At 68.6% G+C, this 17168-nt stretch carries 14 protein-coding genes and 1 tRNA gene; 11 read left to right on the forward strand and 4 right to left on the reverse strand.

Going from position 1 to position 17168, the window contains the following annotated elements:
* Positions 1–54: 54 nt before the first annotated feature.
* From gnd to KD1_RS07845, 4 genes are all read left to right on the forward strand, one after another.
* Positions 55–975, forward strand: coding sequence for a phosphogluconate dehydrogenase (NAD(+)-dependent, decarboxylating) (gnd, locus tag KD1_RS07830; protein ID WP_068400055.1), 921 nt, complete (start codon positions 55–57; stop codon positions 973–975).
* 3 nt (positions 976–978) lie between these two features.
* On the forward strand, positions 979–2181 hold the full coding sequence (recF, locus tag KD1_RS07835; protein ID WP_068400057.1) for a DNA replication/repair protein RecF: 1203 nt from the start codon (positions 979–981) through the stop codon (positions 2179–2181).
* Positions 2178–2816: a DciA family protein gene (locus tag KD1_RS07840; protein ID WP_245627324.1), complete on the forward strand. Its 639-nt coding sequence runs from the start codon at positions 2178–2180 to the stop codon at positions 2814–2816. Before recF ends, KD1_RS07840 begins: the two co-directional genes overlap by 4 nt.
* A 110-nt stretch (positions 2817–2926) precedes the next feature.
* Positions 2927–3775 carry a hypothetical protein gene (locus KD1_RS07845; RefSeq protein WP_068400060.1) on the forward strand — a complete coding sequence of 283 codons (849 nt, stop codon included), beginning with the start codon at positions 2927–2929 and terminating at the stop codon, positions 3773–3775.
* Positions 3776–3781: 6 nt separating this feature from the next.
* On the opposite strand, the gene KD1_RS07850 is transcribed toward KD1_RS07845, so the two are convergent.
* Together KD1_RS07850 and KD1_RS07855 are read right to left on the reverse strand one after the other, a co-directional pair.
* Positions 3782–4675, reverse strand: a complete 894-nt coding sequence (locus tag KD1_RS07850; RefSeq protein ID WP_068400063.1) for an amidohydrolase family protein — start codon at positions 4673–4675, stop codon at positions 3782–3784.
* Positions 4676–4794: 119 nt separating this feature from the next.
* Positions 4795–5619, reverse strand: coding sequence for an endonuclease/exonuclease/phosphatase family protein (locus KD1_RS07855; protein WP_068400067.1), 825 nt, complete (start codon positions 5617–5619; stop codon positions 4795–4797).
* 269 nt (positions 5620–5888) lie between these two features.
* Here KD1_RS07855 and gyrB point away from each other — a divergent pair, with 269 nt between their 5' ends.
* The 4 genes from gyrB to KD1_RS07875 all read left to right on the forward strand — a co-directional run bounded on the left by gyrB (position 5889) and on the right by KD1_RS07875 (position 11310).
* The gene (gyrB, locus tag KD1_RS07860; protein WP_068400089.1) at positions 5889–8009 is read left to right on the forward strand and encodes a DNA topoisomerase (ATP-hydrolyzing) subunit B; all 2121 of its coding nucleotides are present in this window, start codon (positions 5889–5891) and stop codon (positions 8007–8009) included.
* Positions 8010–8072: 63 nt separating this feature from the next.
* Positions 8073–10655, forward strand: coding sequence for a DNA gyrase subunit A (gene gyrA, locus KD1_RS07865; RefSeq protein ID WP_083542267.1), 2583 nt, complete (start codon positions 8073–8075; stop codon positions 10653–10655).
* Complete coding sequence (locus tag KD1_RS07870) at positions 10652–11140, forward strand: DUF3566 domain-containing protein (RefSeq protein WP_068400071.1); 489 nt, start codon at positions 10652–10654, stop codon at positions 11138–11140. Before gyrA ends, KD1_RS07870 begins: the two co-directional genes overlap by 4 nt.
* A 93-nt stretch (positions 11141–11233) precedes the next feature.
* Positions 11234–11310: transfer RNA gene (locus KD1_RS07875), tRNA-Ile, on the forward strand.
* Positions 11311–11524: 214 nt separating this feature from the next.
* Here the strand turns inward: KD1_RS07875 and KD1_RS07880 are convergent.
* Entirely contained in the window at positions 11525–12652 is a 1128-nt protein-coding gene (locus KD1_RS07880; RefSeq protein ID WP_068400092.1) for a LuxR C-terminal-related transcriptional regulator, read from the reverse strand.
* A gap of 186 nt (positions 12653–12838) precedes the next feature.
* Here KD1_RS07880 and KD1_RS07885 point away from each other — a divergent pair, with 186 nt between their 5' ends.
* Both KD1_RS07885 and KD1_RS07890 read left to right on the forward strand, forming a co-directional pair.
* Positions 12839–14242, forward strand: a complete 1404-nt coding sequence (locus KD1_RS07885; RefSeq protein ID WP_068400074.1) for an FAD-binding oxidoreductase — start codon at positions 12839–12841, stop codon at positions 14240–14242.
* 87 nt (positions 14243–14329) lie between these two features.
* Positions 14330–15358: an LLM class flavin-dependent oxidoreductase gene (locus KD1_RS07890; RefSeq protein ID WP_068400077.1), complete on the forward strand. Its 1029-nt coding sequence runs from the start codon at positions 14330–14332 to the stop codon at positions 15356–15358.
* Between the two features lies 1 nt (position 15359).
* Here KD1_RS07890 and KD1_RS07895 read toward each other — a convergent pair whose 3' ends face one another.
* Positions 15360–16829 (reverse strand): DUF2079 domain-containing protein, encoded by a 1470-nt coding sequence (locus KD1_RS07895; RefSeq protein WP_068400079.1) that lies wholly within the window; start codon positions 16827–16829, stop codon positions 15360–15362.
* 100 nt (positions 16830–16929) lie between these two features.
* On the opposite strand from KD1_RS07895, the gene KD1_RS16820 reads away from it, so the two are divergent.
* The coding region (locus tag KD1_RS16820; protein ID WP_217995838.1) for a DLW-39 family protein at positions 16930–17168 on the forward strand (239 nt) is incomplete at its 3' end.

Raw genomic sequence — 17168 nt, forward strand, 5'->3', positions numbered from 1 at the left:
CTAACGTCGGACACAGCCACAATCACGGATCGTCATTGCGTCGAGGGAGTCACCATGCAGTTGGGATTGATCGGTCTGGGCAAGATGGGCGGCAACATGCGCGAGCGCATCCGCCGTGCCGGCCATGAGGTCATCGGGTATGACCGCAACCCCGACGTGTCCGACGTCGCCGGTCTGGCCGACCTCGTCGGGGCGCTCGCCGCCCCGCGCGTGGTGTGGATCATGGTCCCGGCCGGGGAACCCACCCGCGCGACCGTGCGTGAACTGGCCGAACTGCTCTCCGCCGGCGACCTCGTCATCGACGGCGGCAACTCCCGCTTCACCGACGACGCGCTCAACGCGGCCCACCTCGGTGAGAAGGGCATCGGCTATCTCGACTGCGGCGTGTCCGGCGGCATCTGGGGTCTGGAGAACGGCTACGGCCTCATGGTCGGTGGGTCGGAGGCCGACGTCGAGCGGGCCATGCCGATCTTCGATGCCCTGCGCCCGGAGGGTCCGCGCGACGAGGGCTTCGTCCACGCCGGGGAGGTCGGTGCGGGTCACTACGTCAAGATGGTCCACAACGGCATCGAGTACGGCCTGATGCACGCGTATGCCGAGGGCTACGAACTCCTGGAGAAGAAGGACATCGTCAAGGACGTGCCCGGGTCGTTCAAGGCCTGGAGCCGCGGCACCGTCGTGCGGTCCTGGCTGCTGGACCTCATGGTCAAGGCCCTCGAGGAGAACCCGGCCCTCGAGGATGTCTCGGACTACACCGCCGACTCCGGGGAGGGGCGGTGGACGGTCGAGGAGGCCATCGCGAACTCCGTGCCCATGCCGGTCATCAGCGCGTCGCTGTTCGCCCGCTTCGCCTCGCGCCAGCAGACGTCTCCGGCCATGCAGGCGGTCGCGGCGCTGCGCGGGCAGTTCGGTGGCCACCAGGTCATGACCGTCGCCGAGGGCGAGAAGTTGCGCGCGGAAGGCCACCAGGGCTGATACGTGCATGTGCGGTTCCTCTCGGTCGCGGACTTCCGGAGCTATGAGGGCGCGGATCTGGCCCTGAGTCCGGGGGTGACCACGCTCGTCGGTCTCAACGGCGAGGGAAAGACCAACCTCGTCGAGGCCATCGGCTATGTCGCGACCTTGTCGAGTCACCGGGTCGCGAACGACGCTCCGCTGGTGCGGTTCGGTGCCGAGCGGGCGACGGTGCGGGCCGCGGTCGTCCGTGACGGGCGGGAGTCGGTGGTCGAGTTGGAGATCACGTCGGGTCGGGCCAATCGGGCCCGGCTCAATCGCTCGGCGCTGACCCGACCCCGCGACGTCCTGGGTACGCTGCGCACGGTGCTGTTCGCGCCCGAGGACCTTGCGCTCGTCAAGGGCGACCCCAGCGAGCGGCGACGGTTCCTCGACGACCTGCTGGTGCAGCGCCAACCGCGATGGGCCGCGGTGCGCGGTGACTACGACAAGATCGTCAAGCAACGCAACGCGCTGCTGAAGTCGGCCATGCCGGTGCTCTCGCGGCGGGGTCGTCGGGGTGGGCGGCGACCCGATCAGGCTCCGGTCGCCGACGAGGCCGCCTCGGCGTTGCACACCCTCGATGTGTGGAACGACCATCTCGCCGCGGTCGGCGGCCAGCTGCTCTACGCCCGGCTGCGGCTGTTACGGGACCTCCAACCCCTGCTCGCCGAGGCGTACGGGCAGGTCAGCGCCGCGGATAGCGAGGCGTCGGCGGTCTACCGATCCTCGCTGCATGAGGAGGCCGCTGCGGCGCTCGCCGCGGGTGAGGTGCCCGAGCCCGATGAGGTGCGGGGGCTCATCCTCGAGTCCCTGGCCCGGGTGCGTGATCAGGAGATCGAGCGCGGGGTCGGCCTCGTCGGGCCACACCGTGACGACGTGGTGTTGACCCTGGGCGAGCTTCCGGCGAAGGGGTACGCGAGCCACGGAGAGTCGTGGAGCTTCGCCCTGGCCCTCCGGCTGGCGTCGTATCGCCTGCTGCGCCATGACCTGGGTGACGACCCGGTGCTGATCCTCGATGACGTCTTCGCCGAGCTGGACGTCGGTCGGCGCGACCGGCTGGCCGACATGATCGCCGACTGCGAGCAGGTCATCATCACTGCGGCCGTGGGCGAGGATGTGCCCGACGCCTTGACCGGCGCACGGTTTCACGTGAAACACGGAACGGTCACGGGTGAGGTCGCATGACGGACGACACCCGGCACGACACCCCGGACGACATGTCGCCCGAGACGTCGGCTGATGACACCCCGACCGATGAGACCCGGGCCGACGAAGGCTCAGGTGACGACGGCTCACGTGACGACACGGCGCTCCGTGACGCCGCCCGTCTCGAGGACGCCGCCCAGGCCGCGCTGAGCCGGGCACGTGCGGCCGCCCGGGCCAAGGGTCTGCGCCCGGGTCTCAAACCCCTGCGCCGTCGGGTGAGGAATCGGGCGACCCCGACCACACCCATGGACGGCACCCGCGACCCCCATCTCCTCGGCGATCAGCTGGATCGACTCGTCAGCGACCGCGGGTGGAAGGTCGACGTGGCGGTGGGGTCGGTGATGGGTCGCTGGCCCGAGATCGTCGGACCCGACGTCGCGGCCCACTGCCAACCGGTGACGTTCGAGGCGGGGGTGCTCACGGTCCGGGCCGAGTCCACGTCGTGGGCCACGCAGATCCGCCTGCTCGCCAGTTCGATCCTCGCTCGCCTCGAGACGGAGATCGGACCGGGTGCGGTGACGGAGCTCCGGGTCAAGGGTCCGAATGCGCCATCCTGGTCGCGCGGGCCGCGTCGGATCAGCGATGGGCGCGGTCCGCGGGACACCTATGGGTGAGCGGGAGCACACCAGCTGACCCCACGCGCGACCCTGACCTTGACGGATGTGTGTGGCACTGTTGAGGGGCGGCTCGTCGAGCCGTCTCTGTCAGCTGTTGAGGAAGGCCCATGAACGACCGGATCGAACCGGATCCCGTGGACCCGTATTCGTCGTACTCGCCCATCCACCTGCCGGATGACGAGCCCGAAACCACTGAGATCCCCGCCCTGCGGGCGACCCCGCCGGAGACGCCGGAATCGCCGTCGGTCGGACACACCACGGAACTGCCCGTCGGGTCGACCCCCGAGGACGAGACGCAGCCGCTCGCCTCGTGGACCCCCGAGGAGGCGCCGCGTCACTCGGCGATCGGTGTCACGGCCGACCGGGCGACCCCGCTGGCGATCATCGGGCTGGGGATCGTCGTCTCGCTGGTCATCCTCGCCATCGGTTTCGCCGTGCTGGCGTTCGGCCCGGAGGGGGACGATCAGCCGAAGAAGGCGACCGCGACCTCGAAGCCCCGGGTGACCTCGGATGACGGGCTGGACATGTCCAAGGCCTACACGCCGTCGAGCACGACGAAACCAGCGCGTTCGGCCGCCTCGACCTCGGCCCGGCGTTCGGTGTCGGCGTCACCCACCGCGACGAAGACCACGGCCAAGGCCACCGCGACACCCTCGTCGACGAGTCGGACGCCCACGACGAAGACGACCCAGTCGCCCGACTCCGGCCTGAAGGCAGTGCCGGCCGGGGCGCAGCGATGCGGCACCGCCAGGTCCGGCATGGTGGCGGCCAGCGGAAACGCGCAGACGTCGTGTGCGTTCGCGCGCAAGGTGCGCCAGTATGCGGCCGCGCGCCCCGGGGATTCGACGATGCGCGTCAAGAGCCCGACCACGGGGCTGTCCTACACCATGACCTGCACCAGCGGGAAGGTCCGCCGGTGCACCGGCGGCAACGGCGCGGTCGTCTACCTGAAGTAGGGCGCCTCAGGCCTTCGCGCCGATGAGGCGTTGGCCGTTGTCCCAGCAGACCGCGCGCAGCCAGGCCGAACCGAGCTCGAGGTGCTCCAACGCCTCGAGCTGGTGCGGATAGCGGTAGGGGATGTTCGGGTAGTCCGAGCCGAGAACGACCTTGTCGCCGATCGCCGCGAGCCGGGGCAGGAGGTCACGCGGGTACGGGTTGGCCCGTTCGCTGAAGTCGGTGAACGACATCGTCGTGTCGAGGTGGACGTTCGGGTAGGCCTCGGCCATCTCGAGGAACGCCTCGTACTCGGTCAACCCCATGTGGGCGATGACGAGGGTGAGGTTCGGGTGGCGCGAGAGCACCTGCCGGATCGGCTCGTCACCGGTGTGCGGGCCCGGCTCAGGTCCGGATCCACAGTGCGTCACGACCGGCACCCCGGCCTCGGCCAACTGACCCCACACCTTGTCCAGGTGCGGGTCGGTCGGGTCGAACGCGCCGACCTGGACGTGGCACTTGAACACCTCCGCCCCGGATTCCAGGGCCGCGCGCACATCCTCGACCGCACGCTCCTCCGCGAAGAACGTCGACGTGTGCGCGCAGTCGGGGTGGGCGGCGGCGAACTCGGCCGACCACGCGTTGAGCCAGGCGGCCATCTCCGGTCGGTGCGGGTAGAGCATCGAGGTGAACCGCTCGACCCGAAGGGAGCGCAGCGCGGCGGTGCGCTCCTCCTCGCTCCCCTTGTACGTGATCGACCATTCCGGCATGCTCTCGCGCGGCGTGGCGAAGTACTGCCACACCTTGTTCAGCACGTTCTGGGGCATGAAGTGGGTGTGGATGTCGACCAGACCGGGGATGTCGTTGCGCGTCAGGAAGTCGTCGACGGCGACTCGGTCGATGGTCAGGGCAACTTCGTCCATGGCGGCGAGCCTAGCGGGTGTTCAGTTTCGTGCGGGATGGCCGTGCGCGGGCCATTCCGCTCGGTCAAGGGCGCAGGGACGCAGACGTGTGCGCCCTTGACCGTGGAGCAGCGGATGCGTCAGTGGTTCGACGACTGGCCGCGGGGCACGAGCAGGTCGGCAACCAGCGGTCGGTGGTCTGACGCGGATGCCGCGAGGTCGGTGCTGGGAACCGCGGCACCGGTGATCGTCACGTTCGAGGTCACCCCAATGTGGTCGATCCGCGAGGTGGGACGCCCAGCCGGAAACGTCGGTTGGGTGTTGACCGTGGTCACGCTCGTCAGGGCGTTCCACAGGGGTGCGATCTCCGGGGCGGTGGCCGGAGCGTTGAGGTCACCGAGGAGGATCTGCGTCGCGCCGGGACGCCGCTCGGCGAGGACGGCCAGCGTGTCGGACACCTGGAGGCGCCGCACCGTCGGGTCTGCGCGGTAGTCGAGGTGGGTCGAGTAGACGTGCAGGCGCGCGCCCTTGGCCTCGATGACGGCCTCGGCGAAGCCGGGGGCCGGTGCGGGGGTGGGATTGGCGTCCTGGGTCGACAGCCGGGTCAGGTCGTGGTTGATGAAGTCAACGATCGGGTACCGGCTCAGCACCGCCACCCCGAACTGCCGATTGGGTGCACCGGGCGTCGTGGACGGGAGGTCGTAGATCGGTGCGAACACGACGTGCATGCCGGTTCGGTCGGCGATCTCCTGCGCCACGTCGAGGTGGTTGCTGCGGGAACCCCAGTGAACATCCACCTCCTGCAGTCCGACGATGTCGGCATCGAGCTCGTCGATCGCGGACGCGATGCGGTCGAGGTCGAAGGCCCCGTCCATCCCCGCTCCGTAGCGGATGTTGTAGGTGGCGACCCGCAGCGAAACGGGTGGCGGATCGTCGATGCCGCGCGATGGCGGTGACCCACGCATCCCGATCCCCTGCTCGGCGTGATTCGCCAGAACGGTCGACAGGGGTCAGAAGCGACCCCGTTGCACGTCGGGGGTCGTACCCAGTGGCCGAATCGCTCCCAGCGGCGCCGCACAGGGCTTGAGAGGCATGTGGCCGGGCCGCCGACCGGCTAGAATGCAGTGATGACACGGCGCGGGCCTTGGGCACGCGCCGACGTGTGAGTGCGTTGAGGGCCACGCCAGTGCCTGACGCCGATTGACGAAGGAGCCCCGTGGCCGACGAGACCACCATGTCCACAGGTGTGCCCGCATCGCCGAACGCCGACGTGTACGACGAGAGTGCGATCACCGTCCTCGAGGGGCTCGAGGCGGTCCGCAAGCGCCCCGGCATGTACATCGGGTCGACCGGCGAGCGCGGTTTGCACCACCTGGTCTGGGAGATCGTCGACAACTCCGTCGACGAGGCGCTCGCGGGGTACAACGACCGCGTCGACGTGACCCTGCTCGCCGACGGTGGAGTGCGGGTCGTTGACCGTGGGCGCGGCATCCCCACCGGCATCCACCCCACCGAGGGAGTCTCGACCGTTCAGGTCGTCCTGACCCAACTGCACGCCGGCGGCAAGTTCGGCGGGGGTGGCTACAAGGTCTCCGGTGGCCTGCACGGGGTGGGCTCGTCGGTGGTCAACGCGCTGTCGACGAAGCTCACCGCCGAGGTGCGCCAGCACGGGCACCGCTTCTTCATGGAGTTCCACAACGGTGTCCCGATCGAGCCGCTGGCCGACCTCGGTGCGCTCGAGGACTCGTCCGAGACCGGCACGACGATCACCTTCTGGGCCAGTGAAGAGATCTTCGAGACCACCGAGTACGACTACGAGACGATCCGCGCCCGTTTCCAGCAGATGGCCTTCCTCAACAAGGGCCTGACGATCACGCTCACCGATGAGCGGGTGCTGCGCGTCGAGGACTCCGACGAGGTCAACCTCGATGACGTCGACGGGATCGAGGCCGAGGTGGTCGAGGTCGCCGAGGCCGAGGAGGTGCTCACCGACCCGAGCGCGGCCGGTGAGGAGAAGGTCGAGGCCGCCCAGGCGCTGGCCACCGGCAAGCCCCGCACGGTGTCCTACCGCTACGACGGCGGTCTGACCGACTACGTCGCGCACCTGGTCAAGTCGAAGAAGTCCGAGCCGGTGCACCCCGACATCATCGACCTGGAGACCGAGGACGACGCCAAGTCGCTCTCCCTCGAGGTCGCGATGCAGTGGACCACCGCGTACAGCGAGTCGGTACACACCTACGCCAACACGATCAACACCCACGAGGGCGGCACGCACGAGGAGGGTTTCCGCGCGGCATTGACCAAGCTGGTCAACGACTTCGCGCGGCGCCAGAACCTCCTCAAGGACAAGGACGAGAACCTCACCGGCGACGACGTCCGCGAGGGTCTGACCGCGGTCATCTCCGTCAAGCTCGCCGAGCCCCAGTTCGAGGGACAGACGAAGACCAAGCTCGGCAACTCCGAGGTCAAGGGCTTCGTGCAGCGGGCCGTGACCGAGGAGTTCGGCCACTGGCTCGAGGCCCACCCCTCAGAGGGCAAGGACATCGTGCGCAAGTCCATCCAGGCGGCCGCCGCCCGGATGGCGGCCCGCAAGGCCCGCGAGGCGACCCGCCGCAAGGGGCTGCTCGAGTCCGGCGGCCTTCCGGGCAAGCTCTCCGACTGCCAGTCCAAGGACCCGTCGATCTCCGAGGTCTTCATCGTCGAGGGTGACTCCGCCGGTGGCTCGGCCAAGGCCGGCCGCAACCCGTTCAATCAGGCGATCCTCGCGATCCGCGGCAAGATCCTCAACGTCGAGAAGGCACGCATCGACAAGATCCTGGCCAACATGGAGGTCCAGGCACTCATCTCCGCCTTCGGTACCGGCATCGGCGAGGACTTCGACCTCGAGAAGGCCCGCTACCACAAGATCATCGTCATGGCCGACGCCGACGTCGACGGCATGCACATCCGCACGCTGCTCCTGACGTTGTTGTTCCGGTTCATGCGCCCGCTGATCGAGGCCGGGTACGTCTATCTCGCGCAGCCGCCGCTGTACCGCCTCAAGTGGAGCAACCACGAGCACGAGTTCGCGTTCAGCGACCGCGAGCGCGACCAGTTGGTGTCCGAGGGCCAGGCCGCCGGTCGGCGACTGCCCAAGGAGAACGGCATCCAGCGGTACAAGGGTCTCGGCGAGATGAACTACCAGGAACTGTGGGAGACGACCATGGACCCCGAGCACCGCGTGCTACTCCAGGTCGACCTCGACGACGCGGCCGCCGCCGACGAGGTGTTCTCCGTGCTCATGGGCGAGGACGTCGAGTCGCGCCGCCAGTTCATCCAGCGCAACGCCCGCGACGTGCGCTTCCTCGACATCTGATCGAGAAGCCGACCGCACCCGCATCCGACCTTCACGAACACCCCCTGAGAGACAAGGGATCACATGACCGAGCAGCCGCCCGTCGAGCACGACCGGGTCGAGGTCGTCGACCTCAACACGGAGATGCAGCGCAGTTACATCGAGTACGCGATGTCCGTCATCGTCTCTCGCGCCCTGCCGGATGTGCGTGACGGCCTCAAGCCCGTGCACCGCCGCATCGTCTACGCCATGTACGACGGCGGGTACCGCCCCGACCGCGGGTACAACAAGTGCTCGCGCGTCGTCGGTGACGTCATGGGTCAGTACCACCCGCACGGCGACTCGGCGATCTACGACGCCATGGTCCGTCTCGTGCAGCCGTGGTCGATGCGCTACCCGCTCATCGACGGGCAGGGCAACTTCGGCTCGGCCGGCAACGACGGTGCCGCCGCCCCGCGGTACACCGAGTGCAAGATGGCCCCGCTGGCGATGGAGCTCGTGCGGGACATCCACGAGGAGACCGTCGACTTCGAGCCGAACTACGACGGCAAGACGATGCAGCCGACCGTGCTGCCGGCGCGCTTCCCGAACCTGCTCGTCAACGGCTCCTCCGGCATCGCGGTCGGCATGGCCACCCAGATCCCGCCGCACAACCTGCGCGAGGTCGCCGAGGCCGCCCGCTGGGTGCTGTCCAACCCCGACGCCTCGCGCGAGGAGACCCTCGACGCGGTCATGGCCCGCATCCCCGGCCCGGATTTCCCCACCGCGGGACGCATCCTGGGCCGCCGCGAGATCGAGGATGCGTACCGCACCGGCCGCGGCTCGATCAAGATGCAGGCCGTCGTCGAGGTCGAGGAGATCCAGGGCCGCACCTGCCTGGTCGTCACCGAACTGCCGTACATGGTCAACCCGGACACGTTGGCGCAGAAGATCGCCGAGATGACCAAGGAGGGTCGTTTGGCCGGCATCGCCGACATTCGCGACGAGACCTCCGGTCGTACCGGGCAGCGCCTGGTCATCGTGCTCAAGCGCGATGCCACGCCCAAGGTCGTGCTCAACAACCTGTACAAGCACACCCAGCTGCAGACGACGTTCGGCGCGAACATGCTCGCCCTGGTCGACGGGGTGCCGCGCACCCTGCCCATCGACGCGTTCGTGCGGCACTGGGTCACCCACCAGATCGACGTCATCGTCCGGCGCACCCAGTTCCGCCTGCGCAAGGCCGAGGCCGACATCCACATCCTGCGTGGACTCCTCAAAGCGCTGGACATGCTCGATGAGGTCATCGCGCTGATCCGCCGCTCCCCCACGGTCGAGGAGGCCCGCGACGGCCTGATCCAGCTCCTGGAGATCGACGAGATCCAGGCCAACGCCATCCTCAACATGCAGTTGCGGCGCCTGGCGGCCCTGGAGCGGCAGAAGATCATCGACGAGCATGACCGGCTCGAGGCGATGATCACCGACTACAAGGACATCCTCGCCACCCCCTCCCGCCAGCGGGCCATCGTCGACGAGGAGCTCACCGAGATCGTCGACCGCTACGGCGACGAGCGCCGCACCCAGATCGTGCCGTGGAACGGCGACATGTCCGACGAGGACCTCATCCCCGAGGAGAACGTCGTCGTCACCATCACCCGGGGCGGGTACGCCAAGCGCACGAAGAGCGACGAGTACCGCAGCCAGCACCGCGGTGGCAAGGGCGTACGCGGAGCGCAGTTGCGCGGCGACGATGTCGTCGAACACTTCTTCGTCACCTCCAGCCACCACTGGCTGCTGTTCTTCACCAACTACGGCCGGGTCTACCGCGCCAAGGCCTACGAGTTGCCGGAGGGGTCGCGCGACGCCAAGGGCCAGCACGTGGCCAATCTCATGGCCTTCCAGCCCGACGAACACATCTCCGAGGTGCTGGCCATCAAGGACTACACGGCCGCGCCGTACCTCGTCCTGGCCACGCGCAACGGTCTGGTGAAGAAGACCCGTCTGGCCGAATACGACTCTCCGCGCTCGGGTGGGTTGATCGCGATCAACCTGCGCGACGGCGACGAACTCGTCGGAGCGAAGCTCGTCTCGGGCAGCGACGACCTGCTGTTGGTCTCGCGCAAGGGCCAGTCGGTGCGCTTCCACGCCGACGACGAGCAGTTGCGGCCCATGGGTCGGGCGACCTCGGGTGTGACGGGTATGAAGTTCCGCAACGGAGATGCGTTGCTCTCGATGAGCAAGATCGTCCAGGGCACGGAACCGGATGTCTTCGTCGTCTTCGAGAACGGCATCGCCAAGCGCACCCCGGTCACGGAATGGACCGCGAAGAACCGCGGCATCTACGGCGTCGCCGTGGCCAAGATCGGCAAGGGCGACGAACTCGTCGGTGCGTTGACGTTGCTGCCCGAGGACGAGGTCATGGTCGTCATGGAGAAGGGCAACGTCGTGCGCTCACGTGTCGACGAGGTCCGCTCGACCGGTCGCAACACCCAAGGCCAGATCTTCGCCGCTCCGGGAAAGAACGACTCGATCGTGGCGGTCGCGCGCAAGGTCGACACCGGTGAGACCGAGCCCGCAGAGAGTGGCGAGGCTGCCGAGCAGCAGGTTGACGGGGTACCGTCTGGGGAGGGCTCGACCGTTGACGGGCTCACGGACGGCGCGGACGACTCCACCGGAGGTCACGAGTGAGCACGACAGGCGAACACGGCACCGCGATGCGTGGGGCGTCGGGGAGCGCGGCCAATCCGGCTCCGACGCGCACGCAACCCGCGCAGGCCACCAGGCCGGCCACACCGCGCTCCCGCCCGGCGGTGCGACGGGTCAAGTTGCTCGTCTCGCGGATCGACCCGTGGTCGGCGCTCAAGATCAGCTTCCTCATCTCGGTGGCCCTGGGCATCGCGATGGTCGTCATGGTCGCCGTGCTGTGGACGCTGCTGCAGGGCATGGGCGTCTTCGACCAGGTCAGCCGCATGATCGGCTCGATCGCCGGCAGCAGCGAGAAGCCGTTCGACATCATGGACATCCTGGGCTTCGGCCGGGTGCTGTCGCTGACGATCGTCATCGCGGTCGTCGACGTCGTGCTCATGACCGCGCTCGCGACGCTGGGCGCGTTCCTCTACAACGTCTGCGCCAGTCTGGTCGGCGGTCTGCAGCTCACGCTGACCGACGACTGATCCTGGGCGGCTCCCCCGGCTCGGCTCGTTTTGGAGCCAGCCGGGGCGTCGTGTAAGGTGAACCCTCGTGTCCACCGGTGTGGATAGCAATCCGGGCCTATAGCTCAGTCGGTTAGAGCGCTTCCCTGATAAGGAAGAGGTCACTGGTTCGAATCCAGTTAGGCCCACCACGGAGAACCCTCGACATCCCCCGAATCCGCAGGTTCGGGGGATGTTTCGTTTGTACCCATCTCCCAGTCACGCAGTTCGGCCCGGTAGGAATGCATGTGCTCGGGCGAAGTCGCTGCGATCTCCTGGCGAAGTCGGGCGAATCTCTCGTCCTTGTCACCGACGTGGCTGGCTCTGCTCGTCGTCATGCCTACAGGATGGCCCCTCGGAGACCGATCAGCTGGCGGTCGAGGCGAACCAGCCGTTCGGGCCGACGTCCGTACCCATCCGCGGGACGTACTGGTCGAAGTAGACGCGGGCGATGAGTTCGCGCCGACTGTGCACGGACGCCTTCTCGAACACCGACTTGAGGTGGTCCTGCACGGTGTACGACGACACATGCAGCGCGGCGGCGATCTCCTTGGTGTCACTGCCCTGCAGCACCCGCTCGGTGACGGCACGTTCGCGCTCGGTCAGGTCGAACGCGGCCACGACGAGCGGCACGATCTCCGGTGGGCGCGCCTCGTCGATGGTGATGACGACGTCGCCGGTGCCGTGGCCGTTGCCGGCGTTCATCGGACTGGCATGCAGGGTGAACCACATGCCGGTCCGAGTGCGAACCCGTGCCCGCGGTGGGTGGGCCTCCTCCCCGCGGGCGTACCGTCGGGCCGCGCCGACGAGGGCGGCGACCAGGCCCGTGGCCGCGGCCTGGGTCTCGGTGACCTTGAGTTCGGAGAGTCGTTGCTCGGCTCCCGCGCTCATCGAACTGATGGCATCGTCACGGCCAACGATGACGACGGCCGGCCCGCACGCCGGTGGCTGTGGGGCCTGCCCAAGCTGGCTGAGCAGCCCCAGCCGCAGGCCGATCGAAAACGTCTCGGACAACGCCGAGAGCAACGCCACCTCGGCGTGCGTGAAGGCTGGGTCGTTCCCGGCGCGGAACATCGCCGCCGCGCCCCACACCTGCCCCTGATCGCGCATGACGACGCGCAATTCGTCGGTGAACCCGTACCGCGGGCGCATGAAGTCGTTGAGCCGCGCCGATCCGGGGTCCTCGAGGCGCGTCCCCACGGCCGGTACGGCGCGGTGGGCCAACTCGCGGAACGCGGTGGGCTCGGTGTCGCCGTACTCTCGCAGCCCCCACTCGTGATCGTGGGCATCCTGGCCGTACAACGCGCCGAACTTCAGGGTGCCGGTGAGCAGGAGCGTCGATGGGTCGACGAGGGCGACGCAGGCGGCGGCGTGGGGTACCGCCCGGCCGATGGACGCCATCGCCTCGGCGAGGAAGGTCTCCACGTCCAGGCCCGCGCGGGCCACGACATCGACGTCGCGCAGCACACGCTGCTCGAGCAGGGCTCGTGTCATGAACTTCAGTGTGCCCCTGCCCGCGCCGAAGCGGTACCCCACTTTTCTGGGGGAACACGCTCCCCGCTGCCGTGGCGGCCAGCTCTGCGGCGTCGCGGGATGGTCACCAGTGGGGGCCTCTCCCCACGCTGGACGGGTCGAGGAGACAACCCGTCACCCCGCCACCCATCCACTCAAGGAGATCCCATGACGCAGTTGGCCCAGATCGTCGACATGATCACGCCGAAGACCACCGCCCGCCGCCTCGCCAAGCTGGCCCAGCGCTGCTCCGCCGTGCATCTGCCCGGCTCACCGGCCTACGACCAGGGACGATTCGCCTGGAACGTCGCCGTCGACCAACGGCCCGGCGCGGTCGCCCTCCCCGAGACCATCGAGGACCTCTGCCACCTCGTGCGCCACGCCGGCAAACTCGGCCTGCGGGTGACCACCCAGACCACCGGTCACGCTGCCTCGGTCCTCGCCCAACACGACCTGTCCGATGTCGTGCTCGTGCGCACCACCGCGCTGCGCGGGGTCCACATCGATCCGGCCCGACGCATTGCCCGGGTCGAGGCCGGAGCGGTGTGGCAGGACGTCGTCGACGCCGCCGCGCCGCACGGTCTCGCGGCCCTGCACGGCTCCGCCCACGACGTCGGCGTCGTTGGCTACACCCTCGGCGGCGGACTGAGCTGGTACGCCCGCAAGCACGGCCTGGCCTCGAACAACGTCGTCGGGATCGAGCTCATCACGCCCGAGGGCGAGGTCGTGCGGGCCGATGCCCACCACCGAACCGATCTGTTCTGGGCGTTGCGCGGCGGTGGCGGCAACTTCGGCGTCGTCACGACGATCGAGATCTCCCTGCTGCCCATCGAGGACGTCTACGCCGGCATGATGATCTGGCCCCTCGACCGCGCTCCGGAGGTCCTGCGGACGTACGCCGCGTGGTCGGCGAGCGCGCCCGACGAGATCACCGCATCGCTGCGGTTCCTGCGCTTCCCTCCCCTGCCCGAGCTGCCCGACTTCCTCCGCGGGCGCAGCGTCGTCGTGTTCGACGGAGCCGTGCTGCTCGAGGACGACGAGGCCGAGGCGGTCATCGCCCCGCTGCGCGCCCTCGCGCCGGAGATGAACACGTTTGCCCGGGTGCCCGCGGCGACGTTGACCACCCTGCACATGGACCCGCCGCAGCCGACCCCCGGCGTCGGTGGCGGTATCGCGATCGACCGGCTCGACGACGAGGCGATCGAGGCGTTCCTGTCTGCCGTCGGGCCACAGTCGTCGACCGACCTGCTCATCGCCGAACTGCGGCTGCTCGGTGGGGCGCTCAGCCGCGTGCCGCAGGGAGCCGGAGCGGTGGAGGGCATCGAGGGCACCCACCTGGCCTTCGTCATGGCGGTGGCGCCGACGCCGGAGGTCGCGGCGGCCAGCGAAATCGAGGTCGAGCGCGTGTTGGAGATGCTGGCCCCGTTCGAGGCGCGGTGGCTGTTCCTCAACCTGGCCGATCGGCCGGTCGACGTCAGCCGGGCGTTCACACCGCCGACGTGGCAGCGGTTGCGTCAGGTCAAGGCTGCGGTCGACCCCGACGGCATGTTCCTGGCCAACCACGCCATCTGATGTGACGTGTGAGGAAGTGGTCACCCGGACGGCCACTTCCTCACACGCGCGCGGGAACATCCGGGAGCCGAGATTGTTGAATCCTGCATGAAAAGCATTGGCTTTCTGAACTTCGGGCACTGGACGCCGTCACCGCACTCGCAGGTGCGCACCGGGTCCGACGCGTTGCTTCAGTCGATCGACCTGGCCGTCGCGGCCGAGGAGCTCGGTATCGACGGGGCGTACTTCCGCGTTCACCACTTCGCGCGGCAACTCGGATCGCCGTTCCCGCTCCTGTCCGCGATCGGCGCCAAGACCAGCCGGATCGAGATCGGCACCGGCGTGATCGACATGCGCTACGAGAATCCGCTCTACATGGTCGAGGACTCGAGTGCCGCCGACCTCATCGCCGGTGGGCGACTGCAGCTCGGCATCAGCCGGGGATCGCCGGAGCAGGTCAAGGACGGCTGGCGGTACTTCGGGTACCAACCGGCAGAGGGTGACGACGCCGCGACGATGGCGCGCAAGCACACCGACGTCTACCTCGAACTGCTCGAGGGCCGGGGCTTCGCCGAGCCGAACCCGTCGCCGATGTTCCCCAACCCGCCCGGCCTGCTGCGGCTCGAACCGCACTCCGAGGGGCTGCGCCGGCGCATCTGGTGGGGTGCCGGCTCCGACTCCACGGCCAAGTGGGCGGCGGAGAAGGGCATGCACCTGATGAGTTCGACCCTCAAGAACGACGAGTCGGGTGAACCGTTTCACGTGCAACAGCGCACACAGATCGAGGTCTTCCGCGAGGCGTGGAAGGAGGCCGGTCACGCGTGGGAGCCGCGGGTGTCGGTCAGCCGGTCGATCATGCCGATCACCACCAACGAGGACCGCGCCTACTTCGGGCACGAATCCAGCCGGAGCCGCGATGAGTTCGGCACGGTCGGTGGCGGCGAGGGCCGGGCCGTGTTCGGCCGCAGCTACGCCGAGGAGCCCGACAAGCTCGTCGAGGAACTCGCCGGTGACGAGGCCATCGCGGCCGCCGACACCGTGCTCCTCACCGTGCCCAACCAACTCGGCGTCGAATACAACGCGCACCTGCTGCGCTCCATCGTCGAGGACGTCGCCCCCGGCCTCGGCTGGCGCTGACCTACTGAATCGGCCCGCACTTGCGCGCATCCGGACCGCGGAAGTGCGGGCTGCGGTACAACACGAGGTCACCGCGCTCCATCACCTTGACGTACCCGCGCGCGATCACGTCACGTTCGACGTCGGCGACCGGACCGACCTCGAAACTCGGCTCGATCTGGCTGCGGTCGAGGGCGATGAAGTCGGCGTCGTGGCCCAGATGGGTCGGTACCGACGTGCGGTTCGTGCGGTTCAGTTGCGGCACGAGACGGTCGTCGACCTCGATGCACGTGTTGGGCGGGATAGCCGCCACGATCGCCGCCTGGTCGCGCATGTGCGGGGTCAGGGTCACGACCTCGGGCCGGATGATGCGGTAGAACGGCCACATGTAGCGGTCGACGACGATCCCTACGGCCGGCAGGGCGATCAATCCGGCGAGCCAGAGCGAGATGAACCGGCGGTTTCTGTGCAAGCCCAGCCGCCGCGCTCCGTCAATCGCCGCGAGAAAGAGGATCGGGTAGACGACCGCGGAGTAGTGCAACTCGGTCGTCCAGATCATGTACCGGCTCGACCAGAAGCGCTGCGCCAGGAGCGGCGCGGCGAGCAGCACATACGGGGAGCGCAGTGGCAACAGGAGCAGGGGCACGAACAGCCAGGCGAGGGTCACGGCCTTGACCGACGGGGTGACAAAGAGGGCGATGGCGTCCCACGGGCGGGTGAGGATCGCGGTGAGGGCGCTGATGAGGTCCGGGCCGAGGGCGTCGTAGGTCCAGTACGCGAACTCGCCGCTGGGGTTGAAGTGCGGCAGGACGACGTAGGTCGCGAACACGTACATTGCCGGGCCGGCGATGGCGAGCACGATCGCCGGCCAGCGCGGGGCGCGGAAGGCGCGGACGATGGCGATCATGACGACGAGGAGCCCCATATCCTCGCGGACGAGCAGGAGCGCAGCGCTGGCGGCGAGGAGTTGGATGTCGCGGCGGCGGTCGAGGGCGTCGATGATGACGACGAGCAGCGGCACCGCGAACGCGACCTCGTGGAAGTCGAAGTCGATCAGGCCCTGGATCGGCCAGGACACGCCGTAGCCGATGGCGGCGAGCGAGGCCGCCAGGCGCCCCATGTGCCGCTCGACGAAGCCGTGGACGAGCACGACGGAGATTGCGACGAGGCCGGCCTGGGCGATGAGCAGCGTGCGCGGGTCGTTCCAGATCCAGTACAGCGGCGCGAGGGTGACGAGGATCGGGTGGAAGTGGTCGCCGAGCAGGTTGTAGTCCGGGCCCTTGAGGGCGACGTACGGCGGGCGGAAGTGCGCGTAGTGCATGACCGCCTGGTCGAAGATGCCCAGGTCGTAGCCGGAAGTGAGGAACTGCCGGTAGCGGCTGACGGCGTACAGCGCGTAGAGGGCGAAGAAGGTCAGGCCGATGACTGCCCGCGGGTGGCGTTTGAGGTCGGGTCGACGCAGGGTCGGTCGACGTGTGGCGGGGGCAGACATGGCGCCGATCCTAAGCCGCGTGCGTGGGTGCTCTCGGCGCGCGGCGAGTCTGGGCGTGGTTCGATGGACGTGAACCTGACCAACCGAGAAGGAGCGTGTCATGAAGGTGCTCAACCGCTTGCTGTTCGTCGGTGCCGCTGCTGTCGTGGCGTCGATCGTCAAGAAGAACATGGACCGTAAGAACGCCGAGGCCGACCTGTGGGCGACGGCGACGGACAGTGCGGCGCCGGCTGCTCCGGCCGCGCCGACGACTCCCTCGGCGCCGGCGTCCGAGGCGGGCACGGGCGGAGCGTCGTCGCCCGAGTCCGCGGTCGATGCGGCGGCGGGTGACGTGGCGGG

This window comes from Kribbia dieselivorans NBRC 106261, assembly GCF_001552435.1.
Classification (GTDB): domain Bacteria; phylum Actinomycetota; class Actinomycetes; order Actinomycetales; family Dermatophilaceae; genus Kribbia; species Kribbia dieselivorans.